This is a genomic window from Duganella dendranthematis (genome assembly GCF_012849375.1).
GTDB classification, from domain to species: Bacteria; Pseudomonadota; Gammaproteobacteria; order Burkholderiales; family Burkholderiaceae_D; genus Rugamonas; species Rugamonas dendranthematis.
On record NZ_CP051684.1, the window covers coordinates 4641764 to 4658580 of the forward strand.

The window sequence follows — 16817 nt, forward strand, 5'->3', positions numbered from 1 at the left end:
CGTATCAATCCTCCTTCGCAGCCAGCACGCCGACGGTGCGCTGCGATTTCTTCAGGTATTTGGCGGCGACGGCCTGGATGTCGGCCGGCGTCAGTTTTTCGTAGGCGGCGGGGGCGTCGAACATCTTCTTGTAGTCGCCGAAGAAGACTTCGTAATTGCCCAGCTGCTGCGCCTTGCCGTTGATGGTTTCCTGCTCGCGGTACAGGTTGACCAGCTTCTGGTTCTTGACCTTTTGCAGTTCCTCGGCCGTCACGCCGTCCTTGACCAGTTTGTCGACTTCGGCCAGCAGGGCTTTTTCCAGCGTTGCCGGTTCCACCTTGGCGGCGGCCACGGCGGACAGGTACAGCAGGCCCGGATCGAAGCCGTCCAGGCTGTTGGCGCTGACCTGCGTCGCCAGTTGCTGCTCCACCAGCGCTTTATACAGACGCGAAGTCTTGCCGTCGGCCAGCAGGCTTTGCAGCACTTCCAGCGCGTAGTAGTCGGGATTGCCGGCCTGCGGGATCTTGTAGGCGATGGTCAGGTTGGCCGAGGTGGCCGATTCCTTGGTGACGAACACGCGCCGTTCGCCGGTCTGCGGCGGCTCGACGGTGCGCACCGCCGGCGGCAGCGCGCGCTTCGGAATGGCGCCGAAGTATTTGGTGGCCAGCTTCTTCACCTCGTCGGCCTTGACGTCGCCGACGATCACCGACACTGCGTTGTTCGGCGCGTAATACGCGCGGAAATAGGTTTCCAGGTCTTGCTGGGTCCAGGCCTTGATGTCGGACTCGTTGCCGATCACCGACCATGAATACGGGTGCGCCATGAAGGCCACGCTGTTGACCTCTTCGCGCAGCAGCCGCATGTTGGAGTTCTCCAGCCCGGTGCTGCGCTCGGACAGCACCACGCCGCGCTCGCTGGCGACCATTTTCGGATCGATGCTCAGGTGGGCGATGCGGTCGCTTTCCAGCGTGAAGATGGTTTCCAGCGAGGTGGCCGGGAACCAGTCCTGGTACACCGTCAGGTCGGTGCTGGTGTAGGCGTTGTTGGAGCCGCCCTTGGCTTCCATGGTGCGGTCGAACATTTTCGGACCGAAGTTCTTCGAGCCGTTGAACATCATGTGTTCAAAGAAGTGCGACAGGCCGGTGATGCCGGGCGCCTCGTTGCGCGAGCCGACTTTCCAGAACGTGTACATATTGGCGTTGGGGATGCCGTGCGATTCGAGCACGATGAACTTCATGCCGTTGGCCAGCGTGAAGGTCTGCACCTGGTCGGCGCTGACGGCGGCGTGCGCGGTGACCGTCGTGCCGATGGCACCGATGGCGCCGATCGCCATGGCCAGGCTGGCGGCCAAAACTTTCCATTTCATGAGCGTTCCTTTTCAAGAGAAGCGCAAAGCATACAACTTTTCGACAACTATTTGCGAATGACAAGTTTAACGGCTAGCATGGAGTCAATGACAACAGGAGTGATGCAATGGAAAAACCGATGAACTGGGTGGAGCACGAACTGAGCATGACCGTGCTGATGACGCCCGATATGGCCAATTTCTCAGGCAACGTCCATGGCGGCACGATTCTCAAGTATCTGGATAGCGTGGCGTATGCCTGCGCCAGCCGCTATTCCGGCGCCTACGTGGTGACGCTGTCGGTCGATCAGGTGATGTTCCTGCAGCCGATCCATGTCGGCGAACTGGTGACCTTCCTGGCGTCGATCAACTACACCGGCAACACGTCGATGGAAGTCGGCATCCGGGTGGTGACGGAAAATATCCAGAAGCGGCTGGTGCGCCACGCTAACAGCTGCTATTTCACCATGGTGGCGGTGGACGAGCATCGCAAGCCGGTGCAGGTGCCGGCGCTGGTGCCGGAGACGGAAGAGCAGAAGCAGCGCTGGGAACAGGCGCTGCTGCGCAAGCAGTCGCGCCAGATGGTGCACGGCAACCGCAAGAAATGACGCTGGTGATGGATCGCCAACTGCTGTTTATCTGTTTCCTGACGTTCGTGATCCATCTGATTGGCACGCTGGCGTATTCGGTGCGTATCGCCGGGATTCGCACGCGCCGCGTTGCGGTGTCGCTGGCGCTGTTCAGCATTCTGGTGCTGGTGTCGCGCACCTCCAATTCTTTCCTCGGTCCGTTTTTGGCGAAGCGGGTGGAGTCCAGCATCGGCATGCCGCTGTCCGGCCCTGAGCTGCTGAGCGATTTTCGCTGGCTGCTGGTGTCGGCCTCGCTCGCCACGATTGTCGGGGCACTTTTGATTCCGACCTTTCAGCGCGTGTTTTGCCGGGCTGTGATGCACTTCCAGATCCATCGCTCGGTGCCGAAGCTGATTTTGCATGGTTTCTTCAAAGGCGGGCTGTCGTATGTGAAGGACAATGTCAGTTTGCCGCGCGCAGGCAATCTCGCTGGCTTGCGCGATGCGCACAGCGTGTCGCTGTCGGTCACGCTGTTGAATGTGGCCGCCACCGCGCTGTGGACGGTCGGCGTGTTCGCCGCGCTGTACGCTGGCGTGCTGGATCCGTCGGTGCGCGTGACATCCAGTACTTTGTCTTCAATCATCAACGGCGGCGCCACGGTGATGATGGCGGTGTTCATCGATCCGCATATGTCGGGCATGACGGATGACGTCATCGAAGGGAAGGTCAGCTAGACGCAGTTCCGGCGCGCCGTCGTGTGGCTGGTCGGCAGCCGCTTGTCCGGCACCTTGCTGGCGCAACTGCTGCTGGTGCCGTCAGCGCTCCTCATCACCCTCGTCGCCAAGGCAATTTGAGGGTACTACCCCTACCTATATTTTCTCGACCTCTAAAACCTCTAAAACGTCTAGAACGCTCTAATTTGAACTATTTCGCTAGATTTCGCTCTAAAACAGAGCGAGATTTTAGACGAAATAGAGCGAAATAGAGCGTTCTAGAGCAAATAGACGTTTTAGAGGAGGAGAAAATGGACCACCCACATCCACACCCAGACCGCCCAGACCCCCCGATAGGCAATATGCACCTGCCAGCCGAGCCGCCGCCGGCGCCAATGATGACGGCATCCCCGCCCGCCGTGCCGACGCCCGCTCCTGCGCTCGTAACAGGCCCCAGCGGCGGCCCGGCCGCAAGCCGAGGTTACCAATGGAAGCAGCTATTCCTGCCCAACGGCACAGAGCTGCGCACCATCTACTGCGGCCGCTCCACCTACGCCATCGTTGAAGACGAACAAATCATCAGCGAGGGCAAGCCGACCACGCCGTCGCGGCTAGCCAACCTTCAAGGCTGCGGCAGCCGCAACGCCTGGCAGACCGTCTGGCTGCGGCTGCCGGGTGGCACGCGCTGGCGGCGTGCCGCCGACTGTCGGCGTCTGGCCGACGCATAGCCGCATAGCCACCGCATAGCCACAAGCGGCGGCGTCATTCTTACTTGTTGCGGCGCGTGAGGAACACCAGGCCGGCGGCGATCACCGAGGCGGCCGACAGCGCATACAAGCCGCCCTGGATCGAGCCGGTCTTCTGCTCCAGATAACCGAACGTAGCCGGCGCCACAAAGCCACCCAGATTGCCCAGCGAGTTGATCAGCGCGATCACCGCCGCCGCGATACGGCTGTCCAGATAACCCTGCGGAATCGGCCAGAACAGCGACGATGCCGCCTTGAAGCCGATGCCGGCGAAGCAGATCGCCACGAACGCGAACACCGGCCCGACAGTGGTGGAGGCGAACATGCCGCACGCCGCCACGATCAACGCCACCGCCACCCACGCCTGCTGATTGCGCCAGCGCTGCGCCAGCGTGGCAAACATATACATGGCGGCGATCGAGATAATCCACGGAATCGAGTTGAACAAGCCGATCTGGAATTCCGAGAAGTGGCCCATCTTCTTGATGATGCTCGGCAGCCAGAACGTCGCGCCATAAATGGTCAGCTGGATCGCGAAGTAGATGAAGCAGAACAGCGCGATGCGCGCGTCCTTGAGCAGCGTGAACATGCTGGCGTGCTGCGGCTTTTTGGCATCGCGCTCCTTCTTCTCGGCGGCGATGACGGTGGCCAGCGCGCTGCGCTCCTCATTGGTCAGCCACTGCGCGTCCTCGGGGCGCGAATCGAGGAAGAACCACACCACGGCGCACAGCGCCACCGACGCCAGGCCTTCGATGATGAACATCCACTGCCAGCCGTGGAAGCCGCCGCCGTCAATCGACAGCAGCGCGCCCGACAGCGGACCGGACAGCACCGACGCCAGCGCCGAGCCGCTGAGGAAGATCGCCATTGCCTTGCCGCGCTCCTTGTTGGGCAGCCATTGCGTGAAGTAGTAGACCACGCCCGGGAAGAAGCCGGCCTCGGCCACGCCCAGCAAAAAGCGCATCACATAGAACGAGGTCTCGCCCTGCACAAACGCCATGCCGGTGGCGACGATGCCCCAGGTGCCCATGATGCGGGTCAGCCAGGCCTTGGCGCCGAAGCGCTGTTGCAGGATGTTGGACGGCACCTCGAACAGCGCATAGGCGAGGAAGAACACGCCCGCGCCAAAGCCGAACGCGGCCGCGCCGATGCCGAGGTCTTTCTCCAGATGCGAACGGACAAAGCCGATGTTGACGCGGTCAATATAGTTGGCGATGAACATCACCACGAACAGCGGCAGGATGCGCCACTTGACCTTGCTGACGGCGGTGTCGAGGATGGTAGGGGCGGCCGCAACGCCGCCGGTGGTGCTGGCGATGGTAGTCATGTTGTCTCCTTGTGGTGCTAGCGGTTGTTATTGTTGTTATCAGCGAACCATGCAAGGCATCTTGTTATTGAACTTCCAGCCGGGGATCAGGAACTGCATCGCCACCGCATCGTCGCGCGCGCCCAGGCCCATGTTGTTGTACAGGTGGTGCGCCTGCTCGATCGCCTCCATGTCCAGCTCCACGCCCAGGCCGCCGCGTTGCGGCACCTGCACCATGCCGCCCTCGATCTGCAGTGGATTCTTGGTCAGGTGCTGGCCGTCCTGCCAGATCCAGTGGGTGTCGATGGCGGTGATGTTGCCCGGCGCGGCGGCCGCCACGTGGGTGAACATGGCCAGCGAAATATCGAAGTGGTTGTTCGAATGCGAGCCCCAGGTCAGGCCCCATTCGTGGCACATCTGCGCCACCCGCACCGAGCCCTGCATGGTCCAGAAGTGCGGGTCGGCCAGCGGAATGTCGACCGATTGCAGCTGGATCGCGTGACGCATCTCGCGCCAGTCGGTGGCCACCATATTGGTCGCGGTCAGCAGGCCGGTAGCGCGGCGGAACTCGGCCATCACCTCGCGCCCCGAGTAACCGTTCTCGGCGCCGCACGGGTCTTCGGCGTAGGCCAGCACATCGCCCTGGTCGCGGCACAGGCGGATCGCATCCTTCAGCAGCCAGCCGCCGTTCGGATCGAGCGTCACGCGCGCCTGCGGGAAACGTTCGTGGATGGCAGTGACGGCCTCGATTTCCGCCTCGCCGGCGAACACGCCGCCTTTGAGCTTGAAGTCGTTGAAACCATAGCGCTCATACGCCGCCTCGGCCAGTCGCACCACCGCCTCCGGCGTCAGCGCCGCCTCGTTGCGCAGCCGGGTCCAATTGTCGGGCGCGTCGGCCGGCGTGGCGGCATAGGGCAGGTCAGTGGCCTGGCGGTCGCCAATGTAGAACAGGTAGCCCAGCATTTCCACTTCGGTGCGCTGCTGGCCCTCGCCCAGCAGGGCCGCCACCGGCACATTCAGGAACTGGCCCAGCAGATCAAGCAGCGCGGCTTCCAGCGCGGTGACGGCGTGCACGGCAATGCGCAGGTCGAAGGTTTGCAGGCCGCGGCCGCCGGCGTCGCGGTCGGCAAAGGCGGCGCGCGCCGCGTTCAGGATGGCGTTATAGCTGCCGATCGGCTGGTTCAGCACCAGCGGACGGGCGTCTTCCAGCGTCTGGCGGATCTTCTCGCCGCCCGGCACCTCGCCGGCGCCGGTGTTGCCCAGGCTGTCGGTGAGGATGACGATGTTGCGCGTGAAATACGGGCCGTGGGCGCCGCTCAGGTTCAGCAGCATGCTGTCGTGGCCGGCCACGGGAATGACGCGCATGGCAACAATGCGGGGCGTGTCGGAAGGTTGTTGGGTCATGATGTCTCCATAAATGATTGCGCTGTCATTATCATGGTAGCTCTGAACAGCAGCGTTTTCAAGCGAAACCGAAAATTAAAATGATTGAAAATGATATGTAATGCTACAATGGCACATCATCGAATATCATCATCGCCATGGACAACACTGCACTGCGCAGCCTGCGCACCCCGGAAGGCGAAGTCGCCGTCAGCGGCGCCACGCTGGTCGATGTGGCGCGGGTGGCCGGCGTGTCGCCGATCACCGTCTCGCGCGCGCTCAACCAACCGCACCTGGTGCGGCCCAATACCGTCGCCAAGGTGCAGGCCGCCGTGGCGCAGACCGGCTACGTCAAAAACATGCAGGCCGGCGCGCTGGCGTCGGCGCGCAGCCGGCTGGTGTCCCTGGTGCTGCCGACCATCTCGACGCCGATCTTCGCCGACATGGCGCAGGCCGCCAGCGACCACCTGACCGCCGCCGGCTACCAGGTCATGCTGGGCCTGTCGAGCTACGAAGCGTGGCGCGAGGAACTGCTGGTCGAGACCATCCTCAGCCGCCGGCCCGACGGCGTCATCCTGACCGGTTCGCTGCACACGGACAGCACGCGGCGCCGGCTGCAGGCTGCGCGCGTGCCGGTGGTGGAAACGTGGGATTTGACGCCGTCGCCGGTCGACATGATGGTCGGCTTCTCGCACGAAGAGGTCGGGCACGCGATCGCCCAGCACCTGCTGGCGCAAGGCTACCGCCGCATCGCCATCCTGGCGGTGCAAGACCCGCGCGCCGCGCGCCGCAACCAGGGCCTGCAGGCCGGACTGGCCAAGCACGGGGTCGAAGTGGCGGCGCTGCAGCTCATGCCGCTGCCGTCGACCTTCGCGTTGGGGCGCGATGGTCTGGCCGCGCTGCTGGCGCGCTGTCCCGACATGGACGCCGTGGTGTGCAGTTCCGACACGCTGGCGCACGGCGTGCTGACCGAAGCCATCGCGCGCGGCCTGGCCGTGCCGCAGCAATTGGCGGTGGTCGGCTTCGGCGACCTCAATTTTGCCGCCCGCACCTATCCGCCGCTATCGACTGTACGCGTCGATGGGGCTAATATCGGACGTATGGCAGCGCAAGCGATCCTGGACCGGGTGGACGGCAAGGCGGTAGCCCGCCTGAACGACACCGGATTCGAGCTGATCCAGCGCGGCAGCAGCTAAACCAAGGAGGCCGGCATGGAAATGAAGCGCATCAACGCGGGTAAATTGCGGGCTATCGGGTATGACGCCCGCGACAAAATGTTGCGGGTGGAATTTGACGACGGCAGCGCCATGGACTATAGCGGTGTCGGCAATGAAGTGTGGCGCAAGCTGTCGACCTCGGGCGCGGCGTGGAGCTACTACCGCGACAATATCGAGGAAGAATATACCGGGCGGCGCGGCGTGGTGCGCAAACCCACCACCCGCGCCGACCTCGAAGACCTGTTCAAGCCGCCGTCGGACAATTAGCGGCGGCGGCAACCGTGCACCCCGCACTGCGAAAGTGCGAAAGGGTCTGACCCCGTCCGGGGTCAGACCCCGACCTTTCGGGTTAGCGCCGGCGCGCGGCCGGGTCGTCGCTGCAGACATCGCGCAAGCTGGACGGCCGGTCGGCCGTGGCGTGCTCGGTAATACAAGCCAGGGTGGTCTTCACCCGGCCCAGCTTGCGGTCCGGCGTAATGGTGCTGACCACATCCACCTCCGCATAAAACGGCGTGCCCTTGACCGGCACCACGGTGTACGTCATGCGTACCGGCAACCACACGCCGCGCGAACTGTAGGATTTGGCCGACTTGATCGGCCCGCCTGCACGCTTCATCACCACCGGCGCGCTTTTGACGGTGCGCTCGGCCAGCTGCTCGATGGTCTGGCGCGCCGCCGCCAGGTGCACCGAATCCGGCGCGGCCGGATTGCAGCGCGCCTGGTGCACATCCGCCACCCGCGCCTCGGCCTGGGCCAGCGCCGCGCGCGCCTGGTTGACCCGCCCCGGCTGAGCTTCCAACTGCGCCGGCCAGCCGGCCAGCTCGGCATCGGCCCGCGCCACCTGCTCAGCCACTGCACCGCCGGCCGCCAGCGCCCGCTCCCGATACGGATCGGGCGTGGCGGCGTCCCACGCCAGCACCCGCTGCACCACCGCGCGCGCGCGCGCCGGATCGGCCTCGACCAGCGGCATGATCAGCGGCGCATTGAGCTGCTCGGTCAGCGCCATCAGCTCCGGCCGCCAGTCGCGCTCGAACTGCAACTGGCGCGCCATGCGCAAGCGCATCGCCAGATATAAGAAGGCCGCCTCGTCGGCGTTGCCGGCATAGCGCTGATCGATGGCGGCCGCGATCAGCAGCGACGGCTCCCGCAGCGTCTGCGGCGAACGCAGGATACCGTCGGCGGCGCGCTGCACGATCCGCGCATCGCACGACGCCAGCTGCGCCTGCACCACGGCGGGAATGGTGGGACTGCCGGCTTGGGCGGCGCCGGCCAGAGCAAGCAGGAAGAGGGCGGGCAGGAAGAGGGTGGGCAAAGTCGTTTTCATGCAGCGTAGCGTATCAGCGATTGCCGCCGGCTTGATTCCAATTGAAACCTGCCAGTCGCTGTGGTTTAATCGAACGATTCCTGCTCACCGTGACCACCATGACCGACGCCAGTCTCCAGCCCGCTTCAGCCCCGCAACCTGCCTGCCGCGTCGAGCGCTCCCCGGTCCACGGCAACGGCGTGTTCGCCACCCGCGACATCCTCCCTGGCGAACGCGTGATCGAATACGCCGGCCGCGAAATCAGCTGGGACGAAGCGCAGGCGCGCGCCGCCGCGCAAGGCGGGCCGCACAACCACACTTTCTTCTTCAGCCTGGCCAACGGCAACGTCATCGACGGCGGCGACGCCGGCAACGACGCCCGCTTCATCAACCATTCCTGCGAGCCCAACTGCGAAGCCATCGAGGAAGAAGACGGCACCATCTTCATCTACGCGCTGCACGCCATCCTGCAGGACGAGGAGCTCAGCTACTCGTACCCGCTGATCTACGAAGGCCGCCACACGCCGGCCATCAAGCGCGCCTTCGCCTGCCGTTGCGGCGCCGCACAGTGCAGCGGCACCATGCTGGCGCCCAAGCCGCGCCAGCGCAAGCCGAAAGCTAAGCCAGCGCCGGATGCAGGCTTCGTCCCTGGCTCAACAGCACCTCAAAATCCGCCACCGGCAATGCCGGGCTGAAGTAATAACCCTGGATCTCGTCGCAGCCGTGGCGGCGCAGGTAGTCGAGCTGGGTGGCGGTCTCCACGCCCTCGGCGATCACGCGCAGCTTGAGGTTGTGCGCCAGCGCGATGATCGACACCACAATCGCCGCCTCGTCGCCCTCGTGGATGTCGCTGATGAACGAGCGGTCGATCTTCAGCACATCGATGGGGAAATGGCGCAGATAGGAAAAACTCGAATAGCCGGTGCCGAAATCGTCGATCGACAGCGCCACCCCCAGCAGCTTGAGCTTGTGCAGCAAGCCCACCGCCTGCGTCACATCGTGCATGAACAGGCCCTCGGTCAGCTCGATGTCGAGGCAGGCCGGCGGCAGCCCCGTCTCGCGCAGCACCGCGGCGATCGACGCCACCAGCTGCGGCTCGCTGAACTGGCGCGGCGACAGGTTGACGGCGATGCGCAACGGCCCGTGGCCCGCATCCAGCCACAGCCTGGCCTGGGCGCAGGCGGTGCGCAGCACCCACGCGCCGATCGGCACAATCAGGCCGGTCTCCTCGGCCAGGCCGATGAAGCGGTGCGGCGCCACCATGCCCAGCTCCGGATGCTGCCAGCGCAGCAGCGCCTCCATGCCGACCACCCGGCCGCTCTGCACATCCACCTGCGGCTGATAGTGCAGCACGAATTCCTGCCGCTCCAGCGCGCTGCGCAGCGCACTCTCGATGCGCAGGCGCTCGCGCGCCTCCTCGTTCATGGTCGGCTCGTAGAACTGGGTATTGTTGCGGCCCAGCTTCTTGGCGCGGTACATGGCGATGTCGGCATGCTCGATCAGGCGCTGGGCCGAGGTGCCGTCGGCACCGTACACCGCCACGCCGATCGAACAGGTGACGAAGAACTCCTTGCCCTCCAACATCACCGGCTGCGTCACCGCGCGCATGATGCGCTGCGCCACATCGACCGACAGCGCCTGCTCCGGATACTCGGTCAAAATCGCCACGAACTCGTCGCCCGACAGCCGCGCCACCGTGTCGCTGCTGCGCACGCTGTCCTGCAAGCGGAGGGCGACCGTCTTCAGCAGCTGGTCGCCGGCCTTGTGGCCCATGCTGTCGTTGACGAACTTGAAGCGGTCGAGGTCGATCAGCATGACCCACAACGGCTTGCCGCTGCGGTTGGCGGACGCCACCGCCTGGTGCAGCCGGTCCTGCAACAGCACCCGGTTGGGCAGGCCGGTCAGCACGTCGTGGTGGGCGATGTGGTGAATGCGCTGCTCGGCCAGCTTGCGTTCGGTGATCTCGGTGCCGGTGCCGCGATAGCCGCGGAACTGGCCGGCGCGGTCAAACACCGGCTCGCCGCTGGTGTTGAACCAGTGGGTCTGGCCGTCCATCCCGACCACCGAATATTCCAGGTTGGCGAACGGCAGATGCGCCGCCAGCAAGGCCTTGTGTTCGCGGCCCTGGCGGTGATCCCACTGCGCCGGATGGGCGTCCCAGCGGGTCTTGCCGAGAAACAGCTGCGGGTCCTGCTTGCCCTTGTCGAAGAAGCCGCCGGTGATATTGGTGAAGCGGAACTGTTCGTCCTGCTCCCAGTACCAGTCCGACGACAGCGCCAGCAGGCGGCGGAAGCGGTGCTCGCTTTCCTGCAAGGCCTCCTCGGTGCGCTTGCGGGCGGCGACGTCATCGGCCAGCTGCGCGTTGCTTAGCTTGAGCGCGTGGGTGCGCTCGTCCACCAGCCGCTGCACCCGGGTCGAGCGCCGCGCCAGCGAATTGACGAAGGCCGCCGTCAGCAGCGAGAACAGCAGCCCGCCGAGCAGCGTCGACAGCGAACCGATGTGGTGCGGCAGGAACGGCCGCGGCAGCGGCGTCACCTGCACATGCCACGACTTGCCGGCCGCGCTGAAGGTGCGCACATACGGCTCGCGGTAATCGAAGGCCAGCCAGCGCTGCAGCGAGCGCGGCGCCGGCGCCTCGTCGCTGGCCTGGCCGCGTGCGTAGACCAGGTTGGCGGGGCGGATATCGTCGCCGATATACACTTGCAGCATCAGTTCGCTGTCATCCAGCAGGTCGGCCGCCAGCAGGATCTTTTGCACCAGATCGGCCGAGCGGATCACCGCGCTGGTGTTGCCGACCCAGGCCGCGCGCCGCTGCGCCACCGTGCCCAGCTCGGCGCCGGCGCGGTAGACCGGCATCATCAGCACAAAGCCCTGCTGTTGCGCGCGTTCCTGCGCCAGCCGCAGCAGCGGCGTGGTGCGCGCCTGGCCGCTGTCGACCGCCTCGCCGATGGCGCGCGCCATCACCGGCAGCGACGCCACGTCGAGCCCGAAGGCGGCCTCATTGCCCTCCAGCGGCTCCAGGTAATCGACGATCACGTGCTGCGCGCGCGGCGCCAGCGGCTGGTGGTTGGCGTCGTGCAGCTGGTAGCCGGGGAAACGCGCCTGCATCGCGGCCTGGTAGCGGGCCGCCTCGGCATCGTCCAGCACACGGTGGAAATTGAAAGCTTGCACGAACGGATAACGTTCCAGCAGCGGCCGCGTAAAACTGGCGAACTGCTCGCGGTCGACCAGGCCGACCGACTTGAACAGGCCGTTGAGGATGGTGACCAGCTCCAGCGTATCGTCCATGCCACGGCGGATCGCCGCCGCCCGCATGTGGCCGCGCTGCTGGTAGCCCAGTTCCATCTTGCTGTATTCGAGCGCGCTGACGGCCACGAACAGCAGGCCGGTCACGGCGCAGCCGGTGAGCAGGGTCAGGATGGCCGCCAGCGAGATCCGGGCGGACTTGCGGGAAGACGACGGCATGGCGCGCTTTCCTGAAGGCAGAATGGCTCGGCGCGGGCGGGGATGGGGACCGCAGGATTGCTAGCTAGTGTGTCACAAAACATACTTTGCGGACAGACTCATGTGTCAAATAACCACGCCGCCGGTGCGTTCGGCGCGCCGCTGCCGCAGTCGCAGCCGCAGCACCACCCAGTGCGCCAGCAGCCAGTTCAGCGGCGGCAGCCGCAGCCCGCCGTGGCGCGCCACCCGGCGCTGCATGGCCAGCGCCGGCGAGTCCGCTGCCGACGCGCCGCCCTTGACGGCGAACACGATGCGGTTATTGCCGGCGATGCCGGTGAAGCCGCAGATGCGGCCGCGAAACGCCCGCCGCAGCCGCTTCAGCATCGGCAGATAGTTGGGATCGTAGCTGAACAGATTGGCCACCAGCACGCCGCCCGGGCGCAGCGCGCGCTGGCTGTCGGCGTAAAAGCTGGCGCTGCCGAGCGCCGGCGGCAGGCCGTCGGCGTCGAAACCGTCGACCAGCAGCACATCGGCGCTGCGCGCCAGCGCCGGCATGTACGCGACCGCATCGGCCTGCACCACGCGGAAGCGGGCGTCGTCGGGCGGAATGGCGAACTGGTCGCGCAGCGCGATCACCGCCGGATCGAGCTCCAGCACCGTGATGCGCGCCTGCGGCAGATAGCGGTAGCAGAACTTGGCCAGCGAGCCGCCGCCCAGCCCGACCATGACGATGTGCTGCGGCTGCGGCTGGAACAGCACAAAGCACATCATGGCGCGGTTATAGCTGAGCACCAGCTGGTCCGGGCGCGACAGGCGCATCTCGCTTTGCACCATGCCGGGCGTGAATTCCAGCCGGCGCGTGTTGCCAACGGTGAGCACTTGCGGCGGCGGGCGGCGGGCGGGCGGGGTCAAGTTGTTTGGGGATGTGGATTTACGTGGGGAATCATAGTAGCATGGCGTTAGCACGGGCCAGCCCCTCGGCGGCCGACTTGGAGAGAGATACGATGTTTTTAGACCACCCTACGCTTACCGCCACCAACAGCTTCACCGAGCCGGACCGCCTGGAGCGCCTGTGCCGCGTCTACGGCTACGTGGCGGCGCTGGCCGACCTGGCCGGCAAGCAGACCTTTATTGAAAAAGTCAGCCAGCTGCACGACCACAAAGGCACGCTGATCGTGTTCTGGCACGACAGCCCGACCGAAGACGAAAAAGCCTTCTTCACCCAGGCCTGGTCCAGCAAAATGGGCGACGGCAGCACCAACGTCGAACACGAGGTCTGAGGCCCCGGGACTGAGCGGCTGCGGTCATGGATATCAAAACCCTGGTATTGGCGCTGGCACTGGGCAATCTGAGCCTGTGCGCAGCGCTGTTCTTTTTTGAGGCCGGCGCGCGCCGCAGCGGCCAGACCGCGCGCATCCACGCCACCTGGATGTGGGCCAAGCAATGCCAGGCGCTGGCCTGGTTCCTGTTGTATTGCCGCGGCGAGCTGCCCGATTTCCTGACCATCCCGCTGGCCAACGCCATTTTATTTGCCGGCTTCGCGCTGGACGCTTCCGCGCTATGGGAGCAGGCCGGCCGCCGCGTGTGGCGCAACTACCTGGTGCCGGCGCTGGGCGCCGGCGTCGGCGTCTACGTCGCGGCCTGGCTATTGCAGCTGCCGGCCGGCGGCCGCATCGCCATCGGCTCGGCGGTGACGGCGTTCTTCTTCCTGGCCGGCGCCGCCGCGCTGGGACGCGGCTGGCGCAGCGGCACCGTGCTGCGGCGCTATCTGGTGGCGCTGATGCTGGTGCTGAGCGCCGCCGTGCTGGCGCGCGGCCTGCTGTCGCTGCCGGCCATGGCGCTCGAGGGTTTGAATCCGGTGGCGGTGCAGTCGGCTGGCATCGTCGCGCTGTATCTGATGATGCTGGGCAACGCCTTCGGCTATCTGCTGCTGGTGCGCGAGCACGAACATGGCGAACTGGCGCGGCTGGAAGTGGTCGACGCGCTGACCGATGTGCCGAACCGGCGCGGCTTCTACACCGCGCTGACGCCGTGGATCGCGCTGGCGCGCCGTCCCGGCATGCCGACCGCGCTGATTATCCTCAACCTGGACCAGTTCAAGCGCGTCAACGACAGCTACGGCCACTCGGCCGGCGACATGGTCTTAAAAGCCATGGTCGACGTCTGCAAGAAGCAGCTGCGCGATTCCGACCAGATGGGCCGCCTGGGCGGCGCCGAATTCGCCATCCTGCTGCCGCGCACCTCGGCGGAAGACGCCGGCATGGTGGCGGAGCGCATCCGCCAGGCCGTCGCCGCCCTGCCGGTCAAGGCCGAAAAAGCCATCATCAACATGACGGCCAGCCTGGGCGTGACCACCATCCGCGCCGAAGACAGCACCGTGAGCCTGTTCAAGCGCGCCGACGAGGCGCTGCAGGCAGCCAAACAGGCAGGCCGCAACCGCGTGGCCGAAGCGCCGGCCGCGATTCTGTAACGCGGCGTCATCAAGGTGTCACAAACTAGGCCTATCGTGCTTATAATGGTATAAATCGTTTATTTTGATTCCTATATATGTACGCTGCCGTAGACCTGGGTTCCAATAGTTTTCGCCTCCACATCGGCAAGCACGATGGGGAGGCCATCCGCGTACTCAAAAGCGTGCGTGAGCCGATCCGCCTGGCCGCAGGGCTGGACGACAAGGGCAACCTGACGCCGGCCGCCATGCAGGCGGCCCTCAACTGCCTGAAAAACTTCCGCACCGTGCTGGCGGCCTACAAGCTCGATGCGGTGCGGGTAGTGGCCACATCGGCGATGCGGGTGGCGCGCAACGCCGCCGCCTTCCTGCCGGAGGCCGAACTGGCGATCGGCTATCCGATTGAAATTATCTCCGGCGAGGAAGAGGGGCGCCTGATCTACATGGGTGTGGCGCACGCGGTGGCGCTGCCCGGCGAACGCCGACTGGTGATCGACATCGGCGGCGGCTCCACCGAATTGATACTCGGCCGCGGGCCGGAAATCGAACGGGTCGAATCGTTCAGCGTCGGCACCGTCAAGCAAAGCCTGTCGTTCTTCATCGGCGGCCGCGTCGACGGGCCGTCGTTCGAGGCGGCCATCCTGTCGGCGCGCAGCCATTTCGAGGACGCCGCGCCGCCGTACCACCCGCAATTCTGGAAGCAGTGCTACGGCTCATCCGGCACCGCGCGCACCATCGCCGACATCATCGTCAAGAACGGCCTGGGACGCGAAGTCAACGCCCAGTCGCTGGAAGCGCTGAAACAGCGCTTCATCGCATTCGGCCACGTCGGCAAGATCGACATGCCGGGCCTGAAGGCGGACCGCGCCTCGACCATCATCGGCGGGCTGGCGATCCTGATTGGCCTGGTGCGCGAACTGGATATCCCGGTGGTGGTGCCGATCGAGGCCGGCCTGCGCATGGGCGTGATGTGGGACCTGCACCTGCGCTCGACCAAGCGTGACCGCCGCGAACAATCGGTGCAGGCCTGCGTCCAGCGCTTCCACGTCGACGAACGCCGCGCCAACCGGGTGGCGGTCGACTCGCTGGCGCTGTACGCCCAGACCAAGCCGGCCTCGGACCAATACGGCCGCCTGCTGTACTGGAGCGCGCTGCTGCACGAAATGGGCATGGTGGTGTCGCACACCGGCTACCACAAGCACGCCGCCTACATCGTCGAAAACGCCGACTTACCCGGCTTTACCGCGCGCGAACAGCGCACCATGAGCTGTTTGATCGTGTCCCACAAGGGCAATCTGCGCAAGGTGGGCGAGGCGCTCACCGAGATCGACTTCGCCAAGGCCATCGTCGCGTTCCGGCTGGCGGTGCTGTTCATGCACTCGCGCATAGACCTCGACTTCACCCAGATCAAGTTGCGTTTTAAAAGCCGCATCGAGCTGGAAATCCGGCGCGAGTGGGTGGCCGAGCACCCCACGCTGTCCTATTGGCTGGAGAAGGAACAGGAACAGTGGGATGAAGTGGGTGTAGACTTCCTGATCCGCACCACTGGCTAAAAATGGAGGCCCCATGCACGACAGGATCCGACGGTATTGCGCTTGCATGCTGCTGGTCTTGTCGTCCTGGGCGACGGCCGGCGACACCGTCACGCTCTGCTATGAGTCGCAGGACGTGCGGCCGTGGCGCACCGAAAAGGGCGACGGCCTCAATTTCGCGCTGCTGAAAATCGTCGGCCAGCGGCTCGACATCCAGTTCGACTTCCAGAGCATCCCGTGGAAACGCTGCCTGGCGCAGCTGAAGGCCAACACCGTCGATGGCGCCTTCGCCGTCAGCTACAAGCAGGACCGGCGCGAACTGGGCGAATATCCCGGCGGCGCCCAGCCCGACGCCAGCAAGCGGATGCACACCGATACCTACGTGCTGCTGCGCCGCAAAGGCAGCAAGGTAGGGTGGGATGGCAAGCATTTCAGCAACCTGGATGGCGCCATCGGCTTCCAGCTAGGCTACTCGGTGGGTGAAGTGCTGCGCGCACAGAACCTGGAAGTGGACGAGGGCAGCCAGCGCGCCGACGAACTGGCGCGCAAACTGATCGCCGGCCGGCTGGCGGCAGCGGCCATGGGCGGCAGCGACGCCGCCAACCTGATGCAAGGTCCGCTGGGCGCGCAGCTGGAACAGCTGCCGATTCCCATCATCGAAAAGCCGTACTTCCTGATCCTGTCGCACGCGCTGGTGGCGACCCGGCCGCAACTGGCGGCGCGCATCTGGAGCGCGATCGAGGACGCCCGCAACAGCGCCGCCTACAAAAAGCAGGCGGCGGAAGGCGTGCATCAGGGAGTGCATCATTAAGCGCCCGCTGGTCGACGGCG

General features: G+C 65.3%; 15 protein-coding genes and 1 pseudogene. 10 read left to right on the forward strand and 6 right to left on the reverse strand.

What is annotated here, in order from left to right:
• Positions 1-4: 4 nt before the first annotated feature.
• Entirely contained in the window at positions 5-1345 is a 1341-nt protein-coding gene (locus tag HH213_RS21330) for a M16 family metallopeptidase (RefSeq protein WP_169113561.1), read from the reverse strand.
• 107 nt (positions 1346-1452) lie between these two features.
• Here HH213_RS21330 and HH213_RS21335 point away from each other — a divergent pair, with 107 nt between their 5' ends.
• The 3 genes and pseudogenes from HH213_RS21335 to HH213_RS21345 all read left to right on the forward strand — a co-directional run bounded on the left by HH213_RS21335 (position 1453) and on the right by HH213_RS21345 (position 3334).
• Positions 1453-1932 (forward strand): acyl-CoA thioesterase, encoded by a 480-nt coding sequence (locus HH213_RS21335; protein ID WP_229263094.1) that lies wholly within the window; start codon positions 1453-1455, stop codon positions 1930-1932.
• A gap of 8 nt (positions 1933-1940) precedes the next feature.
• Positions 1941-2747 (forward strand): annotated as a pseudogene (locus tag HH213_RS21340) (lipid II flippase Amj family protein).
• Between the two features lie 221 nt (positions 2748-2968).
• A complete protein-coding gene (locus tag HH213_RS21345) occupies positions 2969-3334 on the forward strand; it encodes a hypothetical protein (RefSeq protein WP_169113562.1) in 366 nt (121 codons plus the stop codon).
• 40 nt (positions 3335-3374) lie between these two features.
• Here HH213_RS21345 and HH213_RS21350 read toward each other — a convergent pair whose 3' ends face one another.
• Entirely contained in the window at positions 3375-4679 is a 1305-nt protein-coding gene (locus HH213_RS21350; protein ID WP_169113563.1) for an MFS transporter, read from the reverse strand.
• 39 nt (positions 4680-4718) lie between these two features.
• Positions 4719-6062 (reverse strand): glucarate dehydratase, encoded by a 1344-nt coding sequence (gudD, locus tag HH213_RS21355; RefSeq protein ID WP_169113564.1) that lies wholly within the window; start codon positions 6060-6062, stop codon positions 4719-4721.
• Positions 6063-6199: 137 nt separating this feature from the next.
• Here gudD and HH213_RS21360 point away from each other — a divergent pair, with 137 nt between their 5' ends.
• The gene (locus tag HH213_RS21360; RefSeq protein WP_169113565.1) at positions 6200-7237 is read left to right on the forward strand and encodes a LacI family DNA-binding transcriptional regulator; all 1038 of its coding nucleotides are present in this window, start codon (positions 6200-6202) and stop codon (positions 7235-7237) included.
• A 15-nt stretch (positions 7238-7252) separates the two neighbouring features.
• Entirely contained in the window at positions 7253-7525 is a 273-nt protein-coding gene (locus HH213_RS21365) for a KTSC domain-containing protein (RefSeq protein WP_169113566.1), read from the forward strand.
• Between the two features lie 82 nt (positions 7526-7607).
• Here the strand turns inward: HH213_RS21365 and HH213_RS21370 are convergent, their stop codons facing one another.
• A complete protein-coding gene (locus HH213_RS21370) occupies positions 7608-8582 on the reverse strand; it encodes a hypothetical protein (RefSeq protein ID WP_169113567.1) in 975 nt (324 codons plus the stop codon).
• Positions 8583-8680: 98 nt separating this feature from the next.
• Between HH213_RS21370 and HH213_RS21375 the strand changes: the two genes are divergently transcribed.
• Positions 8681-9256: an SET domain-containing protein gene (locus HH213_RS21375; protein WP_169113568.1), complete on the forward strand. Its 576-nt coding sequence runs from the start codon at positions 8681-8683 to the stop codon at positions 9254-9256.
• Here HH213_RS21375 and HH213_RS21380 read toward each other — a convergent pair.
• The gene (locus HH213_RS21380; RefSeq protein WP_169113569.1) at positions 9180-12026 is read right to left on the reverse strand and encodes a bifunctional diguanylate cyclase/phosphodiesterase; all 2847 of its coding nucleotides are present in this window, start codon (positions 12024-12026) and stop codon (positions 9180-9182) included. The two genes, HH213_RS21375 and HH213_RS21380, sit on opposite strands and share 77 nt — an antisense overlap.
• A 105-nt stretch (positions 12027-12131) precedes the next feature.
• The gene (locus HH213_RS21385) at positions 12132-12917 is read right to left on the reverse strand and encodes a spermine/spermidine synthase domain-containing protein (protein ID WP_229263095.1); all 786 of its coding nucleotides are present in this window, start codon (positions 12915-12917) and stop codon (positions 12132-12134) included.
• 92 nt (positions 12918-13009) lie between these two features.
• On the opposite strand from HH213_RS21385, the gene HH213_RS21390 reads away from it, so the two are divergent.
• From HH213_RS21390 to HH213_RS21405, 4 genes are all read left to right on the forward strand, one after another.
• Complete coding sequence (locus tag HH213_RS21390; protein ID WP_110848512.1) at positions 13010-13285, forward strand: hypothetical protein; 276 nt, start codon at positions 13010-13012, stop codon at positions 13283-13285.
• 26 nt (positions 13286-13311) lie between these two features.
• Positions 13312-14475, forward strand: a complete 1164-nt coding sequence (locus tag HH213_RS21395) for a GGDEF domain-containing protein (protein ID WP_169113570.1) — start codon at positions 13312-13314, stop codon at positions 14473-14475.
• Between the two features lie 77 nt (positions 14476-14552).
• Complete coding sequence (locus HH213_RS21400; protein WP_169113571.1) at positions 14553-16007, forward strand: Ppx/GppA phosphatase family protein; 1455 nt, start codon at positions 14553-14555, stop codon at positions 16005-16007.
• 46 nt (positions 16008-16053) lie between these two features.
• Positions 16054-16797 carry a substrate-binding periplasmic protein gene (locus HH213_RS21405; RefSeq protein WP_229263096.1) on the forward strand — a complete coding sequence of 248 codons (744 nt, stop codon included), beginning with the start codon at positions 16054-16056 and terminating at the stop codon, positions 16795-16797.
• Positions 16798-16817: the final 20 nt, after the last annotated feature.

Bases quoted from the DNA above. Each gene is read 5' to 3' on its own strand.
- HH213_RS21375 (WP_169113568.1), top strand. From the start codon at position 8,681: ATGACCGACGCCAGTCTCCAGCCCGCTTCAGCCCCGCAACCTGCCTGC.
- HH213_RS21405 (WP_229263096.1), top strand. From the start codon at position 16,054: ATGCTGCTGGTCTTGTCGTCCTGGGCGACGGCCGGCGACACCGTCACG.
- gudD (WP_169113564.1), bottom strand. From the start codon at position 6,062: ATGACCCAACAACCTTCCGACACGCCCCGCATTGTTGCCATGCGCGTC.
- HH213_RS21335 (WP_229263094.1), top strand. From the start codon at position 1,453: ATGGAAAAACCGATGAACTGGGTGGAGCACGAACTGAGCATGACCGTG.
- HH213_RS21330 (WP_169113561.1), bottom strand. From the start codon at position 1,345: ATGAAATGGAAAGTTTTGGCCGCCAGCCTGGCCATGGCGATCGGCGCC.
- HH213_RS21370 (WP_169113567.1), bottom strand. From the start codon at position 8,582: ATGAAAACGACTTTGCCCACCCTCTTCCTGCCCGCCCTCTTCCTGCTT.
- HH213_RS21350 (WP_169113563.1), bottom strand. From the start codon at position 4,679: ATGACTACCATCGCCAGCACCACCGGCGGCGTTGCGGCCGCCCCTACC.
- HH213_RS21400 (WP_169113571.1), top strand. From the start codon at position 14,553: ATGTACGCTGCCGTAGACCTGGGTTCCAATAGTTTTCGCCTCCACATC.
- HH213_RS21395 (WP_169113570.1), top strand. From the start codon at position 13,312: ATGGATATCAAAACCCTGGTATTGGCGCTGGCACTGGGCAATCTGAGC.
- HH213_RS21390 (WP_110848512.1), top strand. From the start codon at position 13,010: ATGTTTTTAGACCACCCTACGCTTACCGCCACCAACAGCTTCACCGAG.
- HH213_RS21380 (WP_169113569.1), bottom strand. From the start codon at position 12,026: ATGCCGTCGTCTTCCCGCAAGTCCGCCCGGATCTCGCTGGCGGCCATC.
- HH213_RS21360 (WP_169113565.1), top strand. From the start codon at position 6,200: ATGGACAACACTGCACTGCGCAGCCTGCGCACCCCGGAAGGCGAAGTC.
- HH213_RS21345 (WP_169113562.1), top strand. From the start codon at position 2,969: ATGCACCTGCCAGCCGAGCCGCCGCCGGCGCCAATGATGACGGCATCC.
- HH213_RS21365 (WP_169113566.1), top strand. From the start codon at position 7,253: ATGGAAATGAAGCGCATCAACGCGGGTAAATTGCGGGCTATCGGGTAT.